The organism is Streptomyces yangpuensis (genome assembly GCF_001005295.1).
GTDB lineage: Bacteria > Actinomycetota > Actinomycetes > Streptomycetales > Streptomycetaceae > Streptomyces > Streptomyces yangpuensis.
The window spans coordinates 1,089,847-1,106,165 of the sequence record NZ_LBMK01000002.1 but is presented as its reverse complement, the minus strand read 5'-3'; the positions used below and the strand labels follow the sequence as shown (position 1 = coordinate 1,106,165).

General features: G+C 72.7%; 14 protein-coding genes and 1 pseudogene. 9 read left to right on the top strand and 6 right to left on the bottom strand.

The features are described 5' to 3' along the window. Nucleotides 1–42: 42 nt before the first annotated feature. Genes AAT21_RS10375 through AAT21_RS10345 form a run of 7 tightly spaced genes read left to right on the top strand, consistent with a single transcriptional unit; the run spans nt 43 to nt 5,721 of the window. Complete coding sequence (locus AAT21_RS10375) at nt 43–909, top strand: acetaldehyde dehydrogenase (acetylating) (protein ID WP_107081236.1); 867 nt, start codon at nt 43–45, stop codon at nt 907–909. 17 nt (nt 910–926) lie between these two features. After that, nucleotides 927–1,952, top strand: coding sequence for a 4-hydroxy-2-oxovalerate aldolase (gene dmpG / locus AAT21_RS10370; protein WP_046776370.1), 1,026 nt, complete (start codon nt 927–929; stop codon nt 1,950–1,952). Continuing rightward, nucleotides 1,949–2,947: a beta-ketoacyl-ACP synthase 3 gene (locus AAT21_RS10365; RefSeq protein ID WP_046776369.1), complete on the top strand. Its 999-nt coding sequence runs from the start codon at nt 1,949–1,951 to the stop codon at nt 2,945–2,947. The genes dmpG and AAT21_RS10365 overlap by 4 nt, the downstream gene beginning before the upstream one ends. Further along, nucleotides 2,944–3,174, top strand: coding sequence for an acyl carrier protein (locus tag AAT21_RS10360; protein ID WP_046776368.1), 231 nt, complete (start codon nt 2,944–2,946; stop codon nt 3,172–3,174). The genes AAT21_RS10365 and AAT21_RS10360 overlap by 4 nt, the downstream gene beginning before the upstream one ends. 8 nt (nt 3,175–3,182) lie before the next feature. Beyond that, on the top strand, nt 3,183–4,028 hold the full coding sequence (locus AAT21_RS10355) for an HpcH/HpaI aldolase/citrate lyase family protein (protein WP_046777221.1): 846 nt from the start codon (nt 3,183–3,185) through the stop codon (nt 4,026–4,028). After that, nucleotides 4,025–4,540 carry a MaoC family dehydratase gene (locus AAT21_RS10350; RefSeq protein ID WP_046776367.1) on the top strand — a complete coding sequence of 172 codons (516 nt, stop codon included), beginning with the start codon at nt 4,025–4,027 and terminating at the stop codon, nt 4,538–4,540. The genes AAT21_RS10355 and AAT21_RS10350 overlap by 4 nt, the downstream gene beginning before the upstream one ends. 8 nt (nt 4,541–4,548) lie before the next feature. Next, a complete protein-coding gene (locus AAT21_RS10345) occupies nt 4,549–5,721 on the top strand; it encodes a GNAT family N-acetyltransferase (protein WP_046776366.1) in 1,173 nt (390 codons plus the stop codon). Between the two features lie 176 nt (nt 5,722–5,897). On the opposite strand, the gene AAT21_RS10340 is transcribed toward AAT21_RS10345, so the two are convergent. From AAT21_RS10340 to AAT21_RS10330, 3 genes are all read right to left on the bottom strand, one after another. After that, on the bottom strand, nt 5,898–7,343 hold the full coding sequence (locus AAT21_RS10340; protein ID WP_046776365.1) for an aldehyde dehydrogenase family protein: 1,446 nt from the start codon (nt 7,341–7,343) through the stop codon (nt 5,898–5,900). 143 nt (nt 7,344–7,486) lie between these two features. Beyond that, nucleotides 7,487–9,070, bottom strand: a complete 1,584-nt coding sequence (locus AAT21_RS10335) for a PucR family transcriptional regulator (protein ID WP_046776364.1) — start codon at nt 9,068–9,070, stop codon at nt 7,487–7,489. 139 nt (nt 9,071–9,209) lie between these two features. Further along, nucleotides 9,210–11,591, bottom strand: a complete 2,382-nt coding sequence (locus tag AAT21_RS10330; RefSeq protein WP_046776363.1) for a hypothetical protein — start codon at nt 11,589–11,591, stop codon at nt 9,210–9,212. A 248-nt stretch (nt 11,592–11,839) separates the two neighbouring features. Between AAT21_RS10330 and gabT the strand changes: the two genes are divergently transcribed. Together gabT and AAT21_RS10320 are read left to right on the top strand one after the other, a co-directional pair. Next, nucleotides 11,840–13,186 (top strand): 4-aminobutyrate--2-oxoglutarate transaminase, encoded by a 1,347-nt coding sequence (gene gabT / locus AAT21_RS10325; protein ID WP_030958620.1) that lies wholly within the window; start codon nt 11,840–11,842, stop codon nt 13,184–13,186. Nucleotides 13,187–13,362: 176 nt separating this feature from the next. Then, nucleotides 13,363–14,160, top strand: coding sequence for a phosphatase PAP2 family protein (locus AAT21_RS10320; protein WP_046776362.1), 798 nt, complete (start codon nt 13,363–13,365; stop codon nt 14,158–14,160). On the opposite strand, the pseudogene AAT21_RS38770 reads toward AAT21_RS10320, so the two are convergent. From AAT21_RS38770 to AAT21_RS10310, 3 genes and pseudogenes are all read right to left on the bottom strand, one after another. After that, nucleotides 14,120–14,266: pseudogene (locus AAT21_RS38770) on the bottom strand (chitinase); the annotation flags it as partial. The gene AAT21_RS10320 and the pseudogene AAT21_RS38770 overlap by 41 nt on opposite strands. A gap of 6 nt (nt 14,267–14,272) precedes the next feature. After that, the gene (locus AAT21_RS10315; protein WP_046776361.1) at nt 14,273–14,737 is read right to left on the bottom strand and encodes a hypothetical protein; all 465 of its coding nucleotides are present in this window, start codon (nt 14,735–14,737) and stop codon (nt 14,273–14,275) included. A 147-nt stretch (nt 14,738–14,884) separates the two neighbouring features. After that, on the bottom strand, nt 14,885–16,303 hold the full coding sequence (locus tag AAT21_RS10310; protein ID WP_046776360.1) for an NAD(P)/FAD-dependent oxidoreductase: 1,419 nt from the start codon (nt 16,301–16,303) through the stop codon (nt 14,885–14,887). Nucleotides 16,304–16,319 lie beyond the last annotated feature (16 nt).

Below are 16,319 nucleotides of genomic sequence, written 5' to 3'. Positions count from 1 at the left end.
CAGCGGATGTATCCCTCCCCCTCTTTGACGAAGGAGCGGCCGATGGCTGCTGATGAACGACGCCTGCGTGTCGCGGTGCTCGGCGCAGGCCTGATCGGTCTCGACCTCGCCGAGAAGGCCAGCCGGTCGGCGGAGCTGGAACTCGCCCTGGTGGCGGGCCGCAGTCGGGACAGTCTGGGCCTGCACCGGGCCGCCGACATGGGATACGCGACCAGTCCCGACGGAATCGCCGCCGTGCTGGCGGCCGGTCCGCTCGATGTGGTCTTCGACGCCACGAACGCCGACAGCCACGCCGAGCACTGGGCCGCCCTGCGAGGCACCGGCACGGCCCTGATCGACCTGACTCCCACCGGGGTGGGAAAGGTGATCGTGCCGACCGTCAACGGCGCCCAGGCGCCCGCCCATCAGCACCTGAACCTGGTCAGCTGCGGGGGCCAGGCCGCCATCCCGCTATTGCACGCGATCTCGCAGCGCTGCGCCCCCTCCTACATCGAGTTGGTCTCCACCGGAGCGAGCGCGAGCGCCGGCCGGGCCACCCGGCTCAACCTGGACCAGTACATCGCCACCACCTCAGCCGCGATCCGCACATTCACCGGCACCCGGGACGCGAAGGTGATGGTCAACCTCTCGCCCGCCCGGCCGGAGCCGCCGTTCCGGGTGGCCATGACCCTCTTGGCCGACGGCATCCGCCCGGCACCGGTCCGCACCACCATCGCGGCGGCAGCCGACGCCGTACGCGCGTACGCGCCCGGTTTCAAGGTGACCTCCCTCGTCGTAGACGCGGGCCGGATCGCCCTCGCGGTGGAGGTCACCGCTACCGGTGGCCGACTGCCCCGCCACGCCGGAAGCGTCGACATCATCAACGGCGCCGCCGTCCTGCTCGCCGAGCAGTACGCGGCCGCGCGCTGACATCGGAGAACCCTCACATGGACACCAACACCATCCAGCGGCCCCGGATCCTCCTCCATGACCCGACGCTGCGCGACGGCCACCACGCGGTCGCCCACCGGCTCGACGCCGACCAACTCCGCGCCTACGCCACCGCCGCGAACGCCGCCGGCGTGCCGGTGGTGGAGGTCGGCCACGGCAACGGCCTGGGCGCCTCCAGCCTCCAGATCGGCCGGGCCAAGCTCCCCGACCCCGTCATGCTCACCACCGTCCGCGAGGCGCTCACCACATCGAAGATGGGCGTCTTCATGGCGCCCGGCTGGGGCACCGCCGACGACCTGCGCGCCGCCGTCGACCGCGGCGCGGACGTGGTCCGCATCGCCGCGCACTGCACAGAAGCCGACGTCACCGAGCGCCACCTCGGCGTCGTACGCGATCTCGGCGCCGAAGCCCAAGGCGTCCTGCTCATGAGCCACATGGCCCGCCCCGACCGGCTCGCCGAACAGTGCGCCCTGCTGGTGAAGTTCGGCGCGCAGGCGGTCGGCATCATGGACTCCGCCGGCCACTACCTCCCTGCCGACGTCATCGAACGCATCCACGCCATCACCGAAGCAGTGGACGTACCGGTGATCTTCCACGGCCACAACAACCTGGGCCTGGCGGTAGCGAACTCGCTCGCCGCCGCAGAGGCCGGGGCGACCATCATCGACGCCACCGCCCGCGGCTTCGGCGCCGGGGCGGGCAACACCCAGCTCGAAGTCCTCGTGGCCGTCCTCGAACGACGGGGCTTCGACACCGGGATCGGGCTGCGGGCAATTCTGGCGGCGGCCGACCTTGCCCAGGAGCGGCTGATGGAGGCCCCGCCGCGCATCGACTCCATCAGCGTGGCCAGCGGGGTGGCCGGGGTGTTCTCCGGCTTCAAGAAGCCGGTGCTCCAGGCCGCGCTCCGCGCGGGCGTGGATCCCGTCGACCTGTTCCTCGCACTCGGCGAGCGCCAGGTGGTGGCCGGGCAGGAGGACCTGATCGGCGACGTCACCCGTCAGCTCAAGGCGGCCGCCCGATGACCGCCACCGCCCCGGGGCGGGCCGCGGTCGTGTGCGGGGTCGGCGCATCCCTGCCCCCGCACGTCGTGACGAACGCCGACCTCACCGGCCGACTCGACACCTCGGATGAGTGGATCCGCTCGCGGACCGGCATCGCCTGCCGCCACATCGCGGGCGCCGAGGCCTCCACCGCTGACCTCGCCGTGGGGGCCGCCCGCCAGGCCCTGGCCACCGGAGCGCCGGTGACCGTGGACGCGCTGGTGGTGGCCACCACCACCCCGGACCGCTGCTGCCCGGCCACCGCGCCCGCCGTCGCCTCCCGGCTCGGCCTCACCGGCATCCCCGCCCACGACCTCGCCGCCGGCTGCACCGGCTTCCTCTACGCGCTCGCGACCGCCGCCGGACACCTCGCGGCCGCCACCGCCGAGACGGTCATGGTCATCGGCGCGGACCGGCTCGCCAGCCTTCCCGACCCCGACGACCGGACGACGGTCCCCCTCTTCGGCGACGCCGCCGCAGCCGTGCTCCTACGCCGCGGCCACCCCGACGAACACGGAGCGCTCGGCCCAATGGCCCTGGGCAGCGACGGCACCGGAGCCGACCTGATCCACGCCCACCACCCCGGCACCCTGCACCTGGACGGCGCCGACGTCTTCCGCCACGCGGTGGACCGCATGTGCACCGCCTCCACCACGGCCGCCCGCGCGGCCGGCTGGGACCTGGACGACATCGACCGCCTGGTCCCGCACCAGGCCAACGCCCGCATCACCACCTTCGTCGCCCGACGTCTCGGCATTCCCAGCGACCGGCAGCTCACCAACATCGAGCACGTCGGAAACACCGGCGCCGCTTCAATCCCCCTGCTCCTGGCCCACGCCACCGCCGACGGCCGCTTACGCCCCGGACACCGCGTCCTGCTCACCGCGTTCGGCGCCGGCCTGACCTGGGGCGCCACCACCCTCACCTGGCCCGGCCTCACCCCACCCCGACACCCCGGAAAGGGGACCTCCGTATGACCGGTGACTTCGTCAGCATCCTGCGCGACGAACTCAAACTGCCCACGGACCAGCTCACCGACGACGCCAGCCTCGACCAGGCCGGCTTCGACTCGCTCGCCATAGTCGAGCTGTCCGTCCTCCTCACCGACCGCTACGGCCTCGACATCAGCGACAGCGAGATCAAGGAGGCCGCCAACCTCGGCCAGCTCGACCTCCTCATCCACACCAAGCGCACCGGAAGGTGAACACCCCGATGAACACCAGCCACCGTCGGCCCGGACGGGCCTGGATCATCACCCCCGGCTGGCGCCCGGAGCGGTTCACCACCGCGCAGACCTCCGGCGCCGGCGTCGCCGTCGTCGACATCGAGGACTCCGTCGCGGTTGCCAACAAGCAGGCCGCCCGCACCGCCGCGGAAGGGTTCTTCGCCCAGCCCGACCCACCGTGCACCCTCGGCATCCGCATCAACTCCCCCCTCACCCTCGACGGCACCAAGGACCTCGTCGCCCTCGCTGCCTACACCGCCCGGCCCGACCTGATCGTGGTCCCCAAGGTCGAATCCCCCCGCGACATCGAACTCGTCGCCGCCGTCCTCGACAGCGACGGCTACACCCCCGACATCTGGGCCCTGGTCGAAAGCCCCCGGGCCTTCGACCACCTCCCCGTGATCATGGCAGCGCCCCGGCTCGGCGGCGTCATCTTCGGTTCCGCCGACTACGCCGCCACCGTCCGCTGCAGCACCGGCTGGGACGCCCTCCACTTCGCCCGCAGCGCTCTCATCAACGCCGCCACCGCCGCGAACATCCCCGTCATCGACGCCCCGACCTGGGAACTCGACGACCCCGACACCCTGCGCCGCGACGCCGAGCGGGCCAAGGAACTCGGCTTCTACGGCAAGGGCTGCGTCCACCCCCGCCACATCGACGTGATCAACGGCGTGTTCACCCCCACCGAGAAGGAGATCGCCTACGCCCGCGCGATCGTCGCCGCGGCCGAGGCCAGCTGCGGCGGCGTCACCTCCGTCGACGGACGGATGGTCGGCAACCCCTTCTTCACCCGCGCCCGCAAGCTCGTCGCCGACGTGGACGGCACCCCGTGAGCCCCGGGCTCCCGTACGGCTACCGCACGCTCGGCCAGGACCGGATCCGCGAGACCGTCGGACTGGCCTACGACGACCTCACCCCCGGGCTGGTCATCGAGCACCGGCCCGGCCGGACCGTCACCGAGACCGACAGCCTCCTGGGCGCCGCCCTGAGCGGCAACGTCGCCCCCATCCACACCGACACCCACCACAGCAGCCGACTCCTGGTGTGCTCGGGCGTCACCCTCAGCCTCGTGGGCGGCATGACCGTACGCAGCGTCAGCGGCCTGACCACCGCCAACCTCTCCCTCGACCGCGTCCGCTTCACCGCCCCCGTCCATATCGGCGACACCCTGTACGCGCAGACGAAGATCCTCACCCGCCGCCCCTCCCAGAGCCAGCCCGGTGAAGGGGTCATCACCTGCCACACCACCGGCCACAACCAGACAGGGGCCACCGTGGTGACCTTCATCCGAGTCTTCCTGATCCCCCTGGACGCCGACGCCGCCCGCGACGCCACCAACTACTAGAAGCGACCATGAGCGAACAGTTGACCTTCCGCCCGGCCGACAGCGTCCTCTGGCAGCAGTACGACCAGCTCGCCACCCGCGCCTATGGCCACTTTGTCCACGACATCACCCACCTCCGCGACCACGCCGACCTCCAAGTCGCCGTCCGCGGCGGCCGCGTCGTCGCGGGCGGCCTCGGTCTCCTCGTCGACCAGTTCTTCGGCGGCGCCCCCGTCCCCAGCGCCTGCCTCGGCGACGGCTGCGTGGCACCCGAAGAACGCGGCGACCACCTGGCCACCGCCATGACAGCCGAGCGGCTCCGCCCCCTGATCGAGCGCGGGGCGGTCATCTCAGCCATCACCACCTCCTCCACCGGCTACGCCCGCCGCCTCGGCTGGGAAGCCCCCGTCCCCGTTCTCGCCTGGGCCGTCGCCACCGACGACCTCAGGCAGTCCTTCACCAGCGACGACTTCGAGGTCGAGCACGGTCTCACCGACGACGCCCAGGACCTTCAGCGTGACCTCGCCCGGCAGTGGAACGGCCCCGTCCACCGGCCCAACTGGTGGACGAAATGGAAGGAGGCCAAGAGCGGCCTCACCGCCTATCGGTTCAACCGCCCCGGCCACCCCACCGCCGGCCTGCTCACCCTCGCCGCCAAGCGGCACGAGCGCCACGGCATGAGCCTGGTCGTCCATGACTTCTGGGCAGCCAGCCAACCCACCGCCGCGGCCATGCTCACCTTCCTCGGCCGCCACAACACGCGAGCCCGCACGATCGAGTTCCGTCGCGGCACCCTCCCGCCTTACCCCACCCTCCTCCACGGGCTCCGACACCACCGGACCACCGCCGAGTCCTGGCACCCCTGGATGCTCCGCATCCTCGACGCCCCGGAAGCCATCCGACTCCGCGGCTGGCCGACCAGCCTCACCACCACGGTCCCCCTCGAGATCGAGAGCGCGACCGGCGACAGCTGGGACCGCTGGGTGCTCCACATCCAGGACGGCGCTGCCGAACTCGCCCCTACGTCCACCGAAGGGAAGGTCACCCTGACCCGGCGGCATCTGGCGGTCTGGTACGCGGGCGGCTACCGCACCACCACGTCCGCCCGCATGGCCGGGGTCCACTCCGTGGCTGAGGAAGCCCTGTCGGTTCTCATCCGGACCACGACCGACCTCGAACCCTGGCTCCCCGACCACTTTTAGCAGCAAGCAGAAACGCCGTGGTCCGCCGAGGCGCAAACCTGGCGCCGGTGTTCCCGTGCGTCCATGAGAAACAGCCGTGATCTGGAGGTTTCTCGCAGGTCAGGCCACACATGCAAAAGACGGCCGGAGCCCCCGCACAGTGGGCTCCGGCCGTCGGCTTTGTGGGCCGTACGAGATCAGATGTCGAGGCCGGTCAGGACCAGGACCCGCTCGTAGGTGTAGTCGTCCATCGCGTAGCGGACGCCCTCGCGGCCCACACCGGACTGCTTGACGCCGCCGTAGGGCATCTGGTCGGCGCGGTAGGACGGCGCGTCGCCGATGATCACGCCGCCGACCTCGAGCTCGCGGTGGGCGCGGAACGCGGTCTGGACGTTGCGGGTGAAGACGCCGGTCTGCAGACCGAACTTGGAGTCGTTCACCGCGGCGAAGGCCTCGTCGGTGTTCTCGACCCGCAGCAGGGTCAGGACCGGGCCGAAGACCTCCTCGGTGGCGAGCTTGACGCCCTCGGGGACGTGCGCGAGGACGGTGGGCTCGTACGAGGCACCCTCACGCTTGCCGCCGGTGAGCAGCTTGGCGCCGGCGGACACGGCCTCGTCGACCCAGGACTCGACGCGCTGGGCGGCGGCCTCGGAGACGAGCGGGCCGACGTCGGTGGCGTCGTCGTTCGGGTCACCGGTGACCTGGGCCTGGACCTTCGCGACGACCTTCTCGACGAGGCGGTCGTAGACGGAGGCGTCGGCGATCACGCGCTGCACGGAGATGCAGGACTGGCCGGCCTGGTAGTTCGAGAAGGTCGCGATGCGGGTCGCGGCCCAGTCGAGGTCGGCGTCGGAGGACCAGTCGTCCAGGACCACGGCCGCGGCGTTGCCGCCGAGTTCCAGGGTGCAGTGCTTGTGGGGCACCGACTGCTGGATGGCGTAGCCGACGGTGTCGGAGCCGGTGAAGGAGATGACGGGCAGGCGCTCGTCCTTGACCAGGGCGGGCATCTTGTCGTTCGCGACCGGCAGGACCGACCAGGAGCCGGCCGGGAGGTCGGTCTCGGCGAGCAGCTCACCGAGGATCAGGCCGGACAGCGGCGTGGCCGGGGCCGGCTTGAGGATGATCGGCGCGCCGACGGCGATGGCCGGGGCCACCTTGTGGGCGCACAGGTTCAGCGGGAAGTTGAACGGCGCGATGCCGAGGACCGGGCCCTTGACGAAGCGACGGGTCAGCGCGAGGCGGCCGACGCCACCGGCGTCGGTGTCGAGGCGCTGGGCCTCGCCGCCGTTGAAGCGACGGGCCTCCTCCGCGGCGAAGCGGAACACGGACACCGCACGGCCGACCTCACCGCGGGCCCACTTGACGGGCTTGCCGTTCTCGGCGGAGATCAGCTGGGCGATCTCCTCGGTGCGCTCGACGAGCCGCTTGGACACGTGGTCCAGGGCCGCGGCCCGTACGTGGGCGGGGGTCGCGGAGAACTCCGCCGTCACGGCGTACGCCGCGGCCACGGCCTCTTCGACCTGCGCGTCGGTGGGCACGCTGACCGCGGCGACCAGTCGGCCGTCCCACGGAGAGTGGACGTCGAAGCTGTCCTCGCCGGTGGCCTGGCGGCCGGCGAGCCAGAAGGCGTGGGTGGAAGTCATGCGAATCCCGGCCCTTCGAAAAGTGTGCGGTGGGTCCTGACCCCTCCACCGTAGGACTCCGCGGGGGATTCGGCGTTTATCCGGGGTGTAGTACGCGCCGTCGCAGTCGCGCCGCTTTGTCACTGTCGCCCGTCGGCCACCCCTTAGCCGGGAGTGGTGGAGGTGGCCTTGAGGGCGAGCCACAGTTCCATGCGGACGTCCGGGTCCTCCAGGGAGCGGCCGAGGATCTCCTCGACCCGCTTCATCCGGTAGCGCAGGGTGTGCCGGTGCACGCCGAGGTCGGCCGCGGCCGCGTCCCACTGGCCGTGCCGGGAGAGCCAGGCCTGCAGCGAGGCCACCAGGTCCCCGCGTCCCGTCGCGTCGTGCTCCCGCAGCGCCCGCAGGGTGCCGTCCGCGAAGGCCCGTACCGCGTCGTCGGCCAGCAGCGGCAGGACCGAGCCCGCCGCCATGTCCTCGTGCTCCACCATCGGGCGCCCGCGCCGGCGGGCCACGGCGAGCGCCTGGTCGGCCTGCTTGAGGGCCGCGGCGACCCCGCCGGGGCCGGAGGGCGCGGACAGCCCGATGACCAGCTCGTCCGGCTCCGGGCCGGCCGCGTCCCGGCCGCGCCGGGCCTCCAGGGTCTCCGCGTGGTCCGTGCACGCCTGTACGGCCGACCCGGCGTCGGAGGCGAGGACCACGAGCCGTCCCGGCTCCGGGACCACCAGCAGCGCCTCCCCGGTACGGGCCGCCGCCGACTCCACCGTGTCGGCGAGCAGCGCCAGTCCCTCGGGCTGCGCCGTGCCCGCCAGCGCCGGCTCGGCCACGACGAGCCGGAACGGCGCGTCCAGCAGGGACCCGTACAGGTCGCCGGCCACGGCCCGGGCGTGGTCCGGCTCGTCCGCCAGCAGCATCCGCAGCACCGCCGCGCCCAGCCGGGACTCGGCGTCGTGCAGCGACCGCGACCGCTCGGTGGTGAGCGTCAGCAGCGCCACCGCGGAGTGGACGGCGTACCGCTCGGCGGTGCCCAGCGGGGCGCCGGTGCCGACGGCGAGCGCGCCGCGCGCCCGTCGGCCGGTGCCCAGGGACTGGAGTTCGACGCGGTCCTCGGACCCTCCGACCACGGCGCTCGCCGGCGCGGGCCGCTCGCGCAGCCGCTCCACGTCGGGGGTCAGCCGGGCGGCGCGGCGCGCGGCCCAGTCGGGGGCGGCCGCCACGACCGCGCCGGAGGTGTCGTAGAGCGCGGCCCAGCCGTGCACGTGCGCCGCGAGCTTCGCCAGCAGTTCGGCGGGCCCGTCGGCGGAGAGCGCGGCGCGCGTCAGCTCGCGCTGGGCCTCGAACCCGGCGGTGACCGCCCGGTACTGGTCCGCCGCGAGTGCCGCGGAGACGGCCTTGCTGATCGCGAGGAAGGGCGTCCGGCGCGGCACCTCCAGCAGCGGCATGTCCTCGGTCCGGGCCGCCTCGACCAGTGCCTCGGGGACCGCCTCGTAGTTGACGCCGATCGCGAAGCCGATGCCGACCACTCCGGCGGCGGCCAGGCGCCGTACGTAGGCCCGCATCTCCTGCGGGTCGTCGGCGTCCAGCTTCATCGCGGTGATCAGCAGCAGCTCCCCGCCCTCCATATAGGGGACGGGGTCGGCGAGCTCGCTGACGTGGGCCCAGCGCACGGGGGTGTCCAGGCGGCTCTCGCCCGCCCGGACGCTGAGCTTGAGCGCCGAGTGCTGGACGAGTGAGGCGAGGGTCAGCGGCATCGGTTACCAGGGGCCTTCGGAGCGGGAGGGGACTGCGGGGACGCGGGAGGGAGCGGTGGAGGAGCCCCCGACGCTTTTCGCCGTGTCGTACGAACGACTCCCCTCGATTCTGCCACCTCGTACGGGTCGGGGGCGCGGTTCAGGCCGTTCCGGCCAGCCGGACCAGCAGCGGGGCCGCCCGCTCCCCCTTCACGGAGGTGAGCGAGAGCACGGCGTGCCCGGGGGGCACGGCGTGTGCCAGGTCCGAGGCTGACCACCGCTCCCGTTCCACCTGCCGCACGGTCACCGCGTCCGTGGTGACCGCCTTGCCGGTGACGAGCTTGCGGAAGGCGTGGATCGCGCGGGTCAGCGGCTGGTCGGCGAAGACGGTGCGCTGGGTGACGTCGCGCGTCTCCACCCACTCGGTGCCCCAGGCCTCGGCGAAGCGCTTGCCGTCCCAGGTGGTAACCCCGGAGAAGGCCATCCGGCAGCCGACCGCCCCGAGCAGCGGCGTACGCAGCGCCTCCGGTACGTCGTCCAGCGTGCGCAGGGTGAGCAGGACGCCCGCGTGTGCCGAGCGCAGTCGCTGGACGCCGCGCACGGTCTCCGGGGTCAGGGTGTGCGAGGCGTCGTCGAAGGCGAGGAAGGCGAAGAGGGAGCGGTCGGCGCGGGCGGCCGCGGCGGCGTTGAACTGGGCGAGCAGCAGCCGGGCCAGCATCCGGGAGGCGTCGGCGTGCCCCCGCTCGGGGAGGTCGACGCGGACCCTGATCGGGTGCTCCAGGGCGCGCAGCGAGAAGGGCCGGCCCTGGCCGGTGGTGTCGAAGAAGCCGGCGAACGCGGGCCGGTCCAGCAGGGCCACCCGGTCGGCGAGGGCCGGTCCGGGGTCGCCGTGCGCCCCGTGCTGGCGGGTGCGGGCGTCGAGCTCGCGCAGCATCGTGTGGTGCGCGGCGCCGTCGGCGGCGAGCTCGCGGCGCAGGGCGTCGAAGGCGGCGGGGACCTGGTCGAGCAGCTCGCGCAGCTCGGGCACGGCGGGGAAACGGCCGTACGCGGTCCGGAACGGCCCGAGGAGCTGGGCGAGGGCGGTCGCTGCCCGGCGGACGTCGATGCCGGGAACGTCTCCGACGAAGGCCTCGGCGAGCAGGGTCGCGGCCTCGTCGGGGTCGGTGCTCCCGCCGTAGAGGTCGAGGTCGTAGACGGAGCCGGGGTCGCCGATGCGGACGACGACGTCGTAGGCGGCGTCGGGCCCGAGCTGGGCCCCGGCGGCGCCGACGGCGACGACGGCGGCCTGGCCGGCGAGGGCCTGGAGGGCGAGGGACTCCACGACGGGCCGCACCAGGCGCTGCGTCTTGCCGGTGCCGGAGGGGCCGACGGCGAGCAGGGAGGTGCCGAGCACGTCGGGGTCGAGCGCGAGGGAGGTGCCGCGGCGGGCGTAGGGGTTGCGGACGCCGTCCTCGACGGTGCCGAGGAGCACCTGCCGGGCCAGCAGGTCGTGCCGGGCGGCCCGCACGGGCAGGTCCCGGTCCCCGGAGGGGTGCACGCAGGCCCCGGCGCCCTTGTCGCGGACGGAGTCGGCGAAGGCACGCATGCGAGAGGGATCGACGCGGACGGAGTCCCACGCCCGCCGGATCCGGGCGTAGTCGACATCGTTCATCCGCCCGCCCCCGGCCTCCCCCTCCAGCCGATCGGCCACCTCCCCCAGCCCGGCCGCCCGCAACTGCGGCCACCGCACGGGGTCTTCGAGCCCGCCGGCCTCGGGGCCCGCCATGGGCGGCCGGTCGGTGGTGGCCGGTCCCTTCGCGCCGCCGGCACCCACCAGGCGGCGGACCAGGCCCACGACACCGCCGAGGAGGGCGAAGGCGAGGACGAGCACCACGTCGATCACGGTCCGGGTGGTGTCCACGAGGGCCCGGTTGGCCACCGGATCGCCGTCGAAGGTGAGGAACCCTTCCGCGAGCTGCCGCAGCGGCAGCTGGTAGTTGTGCACGAGGAGGATCGTCACCCAGGCCAGGGGAACTGCCGCGAGGGCCTGGACGACGGGGCCCCGCGCGACGACCAGGCGCGTCCAGACGGTCCGCCAGTTGCCCAGCCTCCCGAAGCCGTAGAGGAGCGCCGCGACGAAGAGCAGCTCGTAGATCGGCTTGGCCTGCACACCACCCGTCTTCGCGACGGGTTCGCCGTTCGCCGCCCACCAGCTGTTCGGGGTGAACAACTTCAGCGGTGTGTCCCAGAAGGGGATGTAGGTGTTGCGCATGAGGGACCACACGAGTACGCAGCCCAGGAAGGAGATGAGCGCGCCGCTCGCCAGGGCCCGGTCGGGGGTCCGCTCGGGCTCCGCCGCCGCCCGCGGGGTGTGGCCGTAGCGCCAGATGCCCGGATCGGCGGCCGGGCGCGGCGCGCTGATCCATGCGGCGAGGGGCGGCAGCTGTCCGGGGGCGCTGGCAGGTGCGTGAAGGGGTTTCGGAGGGTGTTCAGGCGATGTGGCAGGCCTAGGTACGTGACCCGCTTGGGTCGCCTGTCCGTCGTACGTTCCCTCGGTGTCCATGAACCCCTGCCCCCTGCCCATCCCTTGCCCTGCGGCGCTCAATCTAGTGCCCGGCCCAGGGCTCGGGGGCGCTCTGCGCCCGTACCCGGTCCTGATCCACGAGACACGCTCCGGATCCTTCCTATGGCCGTCGCGGACAAGGACACGCTGAGATCACTACCGAACGGAGCATGCAGGACCCCCGCTCCCGGGCCTAGCCTGCGGACAAAGACACAAGTGCGTCCGAAAACACCCCCCAGGAGCCCTCTATGACTGCTGTCCCGCAGGAGCGCAAGATCGTCACCGCGATCCCCGGCCCCAAGTCGCAGGAGCTGCAGGCGCGCCGCCTGCAGACCGTGGCCGGCGGCGTGGGCTCCGTGCTGCCCGTCTTCACGGCCCGCGCGGGCGGCGGCATCATCGAGGACGTCGACGGCAACCAGCTGATCGACTTCGGCTCCGGCATCGCCGTGACCTCGGTCGGCGCCTCCGCCGAGGCCGTCGTGCGCCGCGCCTCCGCGCAGCTCGCCGACTTCACCCACACCTGCTTCATGGTCACCCCGTACGAGGGCTACGTCGAGGTCTGCGAGGCCCTCGCCGAGCTGACCCCGGGCGACCACGCCAAGAAGTCGGCCCTGTTCAACTCCGGCGCCGAGGCCGTCGAGAACGCCGTCAAGATCGCCCGTTCGTACACCAAGCGCCAGGCCGTCGTCGTCTTCGACCACGGCTACCACGGCCGCACGAACCTCACCATGGCGCTGACCGCGAAGAACATGCCGTACAAGCACGGCTTCGGTCCGTTCGCCCCCGAGGTCTACCGCGTCCCGGTCGCCTACGGCTACCGCTGGCCCACCGGTGCCGAGAACTGCGGCCCCGAGGCCGCCGCCCAGGCGATCGACCAGATCACCAAGCAGATCGGCGCCGAGAACGTCGCCGCGATCATCATCGAGCCGGTCCTCGGCGAGGGCGGCTTCATCGAGCCGGCCAAGGGCTTCCTCCCGGCGATCGTGAAGTTCGCCAACGAGAACGGCATCGTCTTCGTCGCCGACGAGATCCAGTCCGGCTTCTGCCGCACCGGCCAGTGGTTCGCGTGCGAGGACGAAGGCATCGTCCCGGACCTGATCACCACCGCCAAGGGCATCGCGGGCGGTCTGCCGCTCGCCGCCGTGACCGGCCGCGCCGAGATCATGGACTCCGCCCACGCGGGCGGCCTGGGCGGCACCTACGGCGGCAACCCGGTGGCGTGCGCGGGTGCGCTCGGCTCCATCGAGACCATGAAGGAGCTCGACCTCAACGCCAAGGCGAAGAAGATCGAGTCCATCATGAAGGCCCGCCTGTCGGCCATGCAGGAGAAGTACGACATCATCGGCGACATCCGCGGCCGCGGCGCCATGATCGCGATCGAGCTGGTCAAGGACCCGGAGTCCAAGACCCCGTTCCCGGAGGCGGCCGGCGCGCTCGCCAAGGCCTGCCACGCCGAGGGCCTCCTCGTCCTCACCTGCGGCACCTACGGCAACGTGCTCCGCTTCCTCCCGCCGATCGTCATCGGCGAGCACCTGCTGAACGAGGGCCTGGACCTGATCGAGGCCGCGTTCGCGGCCATCGGCACGGACATCTGAGCCTCGACAGCCACGGTCGACACGACCACGTGCTCGACGTCTAGAACGTCCGAGCGCAGCGCGCTGCCCACCTACCGACGGTAACGGGCGGGCACTGTGAAGAAGGTGTGGGGGGCCGATGGCGGGAGCGCGTTCCTGCTGTCGGTCCCCCTTCCACTGCCGTACGGTTTCTGCAGATGAGTGAAACAGCCCGCTCCCGGGAAACCGGGGGCGATACCGGTACCGGGCTTCCCCAGCGCCGTACCGGGCATGCGTTCGCGCACACTCCTCACCGATCGGACAGCCGGCCGCCCCAAACCCCCCGGGGCGTGCGGCAACCCGGTCCGGGCGGCCGTCCCGGAACCATCCCCCCTGTTCCGGGACGGCCGGCCACCCTTCCCGGCGCGTTCGCCGCCTCCGCGCTCTGCGCACTCCTCTTCGCCCTGATCACCTGGCAGGTCCTGGTGCGGGGCCCGCTGCTGTCCTGGGACGCCCGGCTGAGCGCCGCGCTCGTGCGCACCGTCCCCGACGCGGTCACCGAGTCCCTCTCCGATCTCGGGAACATCCCGGTCGCGCTGCCCGTGCTGCTCCTCGCCGCCGGGTACGCCGCCCTGCGCGGCGAGCGCCGCGGCGCGGCCGCAGCAGTGCTGGCCATGGCCCTGGTGCCGGCCCTCGTCGTCCCGCTGAAGGAGTGGACCGCCCGCCCCGGCCCCCTGGAGCCGTGGGCCGCCGGCTACTTCCCCTCGGGCCACACGGCGACGGCCTTCGTGGCGTACGCGGGCGCGGCCCTGCTCGTGCGGCCATACCTGGGCCGGGGGTGGCCGGCGGCCGCCGCCCTCGTGCTCACGGGGGCGACGGCCGTCGGGCTGGTGCTGCGGGGCTTCCACTGGCCGCTGGACGTGCTGGCCAGCCTGCTGTTGTGCACGCCGCTGCTGCTGGCGGTCAGGCGGTCCTTCAGGCCGTCCTGCCGTAGTACGCGTCGAAGTTCCGGCTGAACTCCCGGCCCCCGAAGCGGTCCCAGTTGATCGACCAGGTCATCAGGCCGCGCAGGCCGGGCCAGGTACCGCGGGTCCGGTACGTCCGGCCGTCGGTCTTCTTCGTCTCCTGTCAAGGGCTGCGGACCCTCCCCACCGCCGCGCAGGCGGCCGCCTCGTGCATCGCGAGCTCCAGCAGGACCGGGTCCGTCAGGGTCCCCTCCCCGTCCGGGAGCACCTCCCAGCGCACTCCCCCGGTCGCCCGGCCGGGGTACGGGACCACGATCCACGCCCCGCGCCCGGCCCCCCGTACGCCCGTGCCGATCCAGTGGGAGGCGGTGCCCGGGGGCACGAAGAAGCCCAGCCGCGACGCACCGAAGTCGGCGAGCACCGGGCCGGGCCGGTCGGTGAGCGGATCCAGCACGTCGAGCGTGGCCCGCCCCAGCTCCCCCGGCAGGACCAGCACGTCCCAGAGCCGCCCCGCGGGCAGCAGGGCGACCCCGAGGGGGTCGTGCTCCCACTCCCGCCGGCAGGCACCGGGATCGGGCGCCGCCGATACCAGCCAGTCCACCGCGGCCTTTTCCCCCGGGGTCGTCATCGCCCGGCCTCCGTTCCCTGTAGGTGAGGGGTTCTCACCCGCAGAGAGCGGGGCCGGGCGCGGCCATGACGCGGGTTTCCCCACCCCGTGTGGGTGAATCAGGTCACACGGCGAAGGGGGCGGTGCGCGCCGGGGCGCGCGGCCGGCTCAGCTGTCGAAACCGAGGCCGAACCGGTCCAGCGTCCTGAGCCACAGGTTCCGGTGCCCGCCCCGGGCGTCGGCGCGGGCCAGGGACCACTTGGTGAGCGCGATCCCGGTCCAGGCGAACGGCTCGGGCGGGAACGGCATCGGCTTGGACTTCACCATCTCCAGCCGGGTGCGCTCGGTGGAGAGCCCGTCGAGCAGGTCCAGCATCACGTCCGCGCCGAAGCGGGTGGCCCCCACGCCGAGGCCGGTGTACCCGGTCGCGTACGCCACCTTGCCGGAGTGCGCCGTGCCGAAGAAGGCGGAGAAGCGCGAGCAGGTGTCGATCGCACCGCCCCACGCGTGGCTGAACTTCAGCCCCTCCAGCTGCGGGAAGGCGGTGAAGAAGTGCTCCGCGAGCCGGAGGTAGGTCTCGGGGCGGTGGTCGTACTCGGAGTCGAGCCTGCCGCGGTAGGGGTAGATCGCGTCGTAGCCGCCCCACAGGATCCGGTTGTCCCTGGTGATCCGGAAGTAGTGGAACTGGTTGGCGCTGTCGCCCAGGCCCTGCCGCCGCTTCCAGCCGATCGAGGCCAGCTGCGCCTCGTCCAGCGGCTCGCTCATCAGCGCGTAGTCGTAGACCGGGACGGTGAACGGCCGGATCCGCCGGACCAGCGACGGGAAGATGTTGGTGCCCAGGGCCACCCGGCGGGCGAGGATCGTGCCGTAGGGCGTCTGCACGGTCATCCCGCGGCCCGCCGGGGCGAGCTTCAGGCCGCGGGTGTGCTCGTAGATCCGCACCCCGAGGTCCAGGCACGCCTGCTTCAGGCCCCAGGCCAGCTTCGCCGGGTTGAGCATGGCGACGCCGTCGCGGTCCCAGAGGCCCGCGAGGAAGGTCGGGGAGTCGACCTCGGCGCGCACGGCGTCGCCGTCGAGCCATTCGGAGCCGCCGGCCAGGCCCAGGCGCTTGGCCTCCTCGTGGAGTTCGCGCAGCTCCTCGACCTGGTGCGGTTCGGTGGCGACGTCGATCTCGCCGGTCCGCTCGAAGTCGCAGTCGATGCCGTAGCGGGCGACGGCCTCCTCGATGGCGTCGAGGTTGCGGGCGCCCAGCTCCTCCAGCTTCGCCAGTTCGCCGGGCCAGCGGGCGAGCCCGTTGCTCAGGCCGTGGGTGAGGGAGGCCGCGCAGAAGCCGCCGTTGCGGCCGGAGGCGGCCCAGCCCGCCTCCTTGCTCTCGATCAGTACGACATCCCGCTCGGGGTCGCGCTCCTTGGCGAGCAGCGCGGTCCACAGGCCGCTGTAGCCGGCGCCGATGACCAGCAGGTCGCAGCGCTCGTCCGAGGTGAGCGCCGGCTGCGGCGCGGGCTTGCCGGGGTCGTCCAGCCAGTACGAGACCGGCTTCGCTTCGGAAAGGGATTTCGCAACACTACGCATGGCGACTGGGGCCATGTCTTCCAACTCCCTA

Bases quoted from the DNA above. Each gene is read 5' to 3' on its own strand.
- AAT21_RS10375 (WP_107081236.1), top strand. From the start codon at position 43: ATGGCTGCTGATGAACGACGCCTGCGTGTCGCGGTGCTCGGCGCAGGC.
- dmpG (WP_046776370.1), top strand. From the start codon at position 927: ATGGACACCAACACCATCCAGCGGCCCCGGATCCTCCTCCATGACCCG.
- AAT21_RS10365 (WP_046776369.1), top strand. From the start codon at position 1,949: ATGACCGCCACCGCCCCGGGGCGGGCCGCGGTCGTGTGCGGGGTCGGC.
- AAT21_RS10360 (WP_046776368.1), top strand. From the start codon at position 2,944: ATGACCGGTGACTTCGTCAGCATCCTGCGCGACGAACTCAAACTGCCC.
- AAT21_RS10355 (WP_046777221.1), top strand. From the start codon at position 3,183: ATGAACACCAGCCACCGTCGGCCCGGACGGGCCTGGATCATCACCCCC.
- AAT21_RS10345 (WP_046776366.1), top strand. From the start codon at position 4,549: ATGAGCGAACAGTTGACCTTCCGCCCGGCCGACAGCGTCCTCTGGCAG.
- AAT21_RS10340 (WP_046776365.1), bottom strand. From the start codon at position 7,343: ATGACTTCCACCCACGCCTTCTGGCTCGCCGGCCGCCAGGCCACCGGC.
- AAT21_RS10335 (WP_046776364.1), bottom strand. From the start codon at position 9,070: ATGCCGCTGACCCTCGCCTCACTCGTCCAGCACTCGGCGCTCAAGCTC.
- AAT21_RS10330 (WP_046776363.1), bottom strand. From the start codon at position 11,591: ATGGACACCGAGGGAACGTACGACGGACAGGCGACCCAAGCGGGTCAC.
- gabT (WP_030958620.1), top strand. From the start codon at position 11,840: ATGACTGCTGTCCCGCAGGAGCGCAAGATCGTCACCGCGATCCCCGGC.
- AAT21_RS10320 (WP_046776362.1), top strand. From the start codon at position 13,363: ATGAGTGAAACAGCCCGCTCCCGGGAAACCGGGGGCGATACCGGTACC.
- AAT21_RS10315 (WP_046776361.1), bottom strand. From the start codon at position 14,737: ATGACGACCCCGGGGGAAAAGGCCGCGGTGGACTGGCTGGTATCGGCG.
- AAT21_RS10310 (WP_046776360.1), bottom strand. From the start codon at position 16,303: ATGGCCCCAGTCGCCATGCGTAGTGTTGCGAAATCCCTTTCCGAAGCG.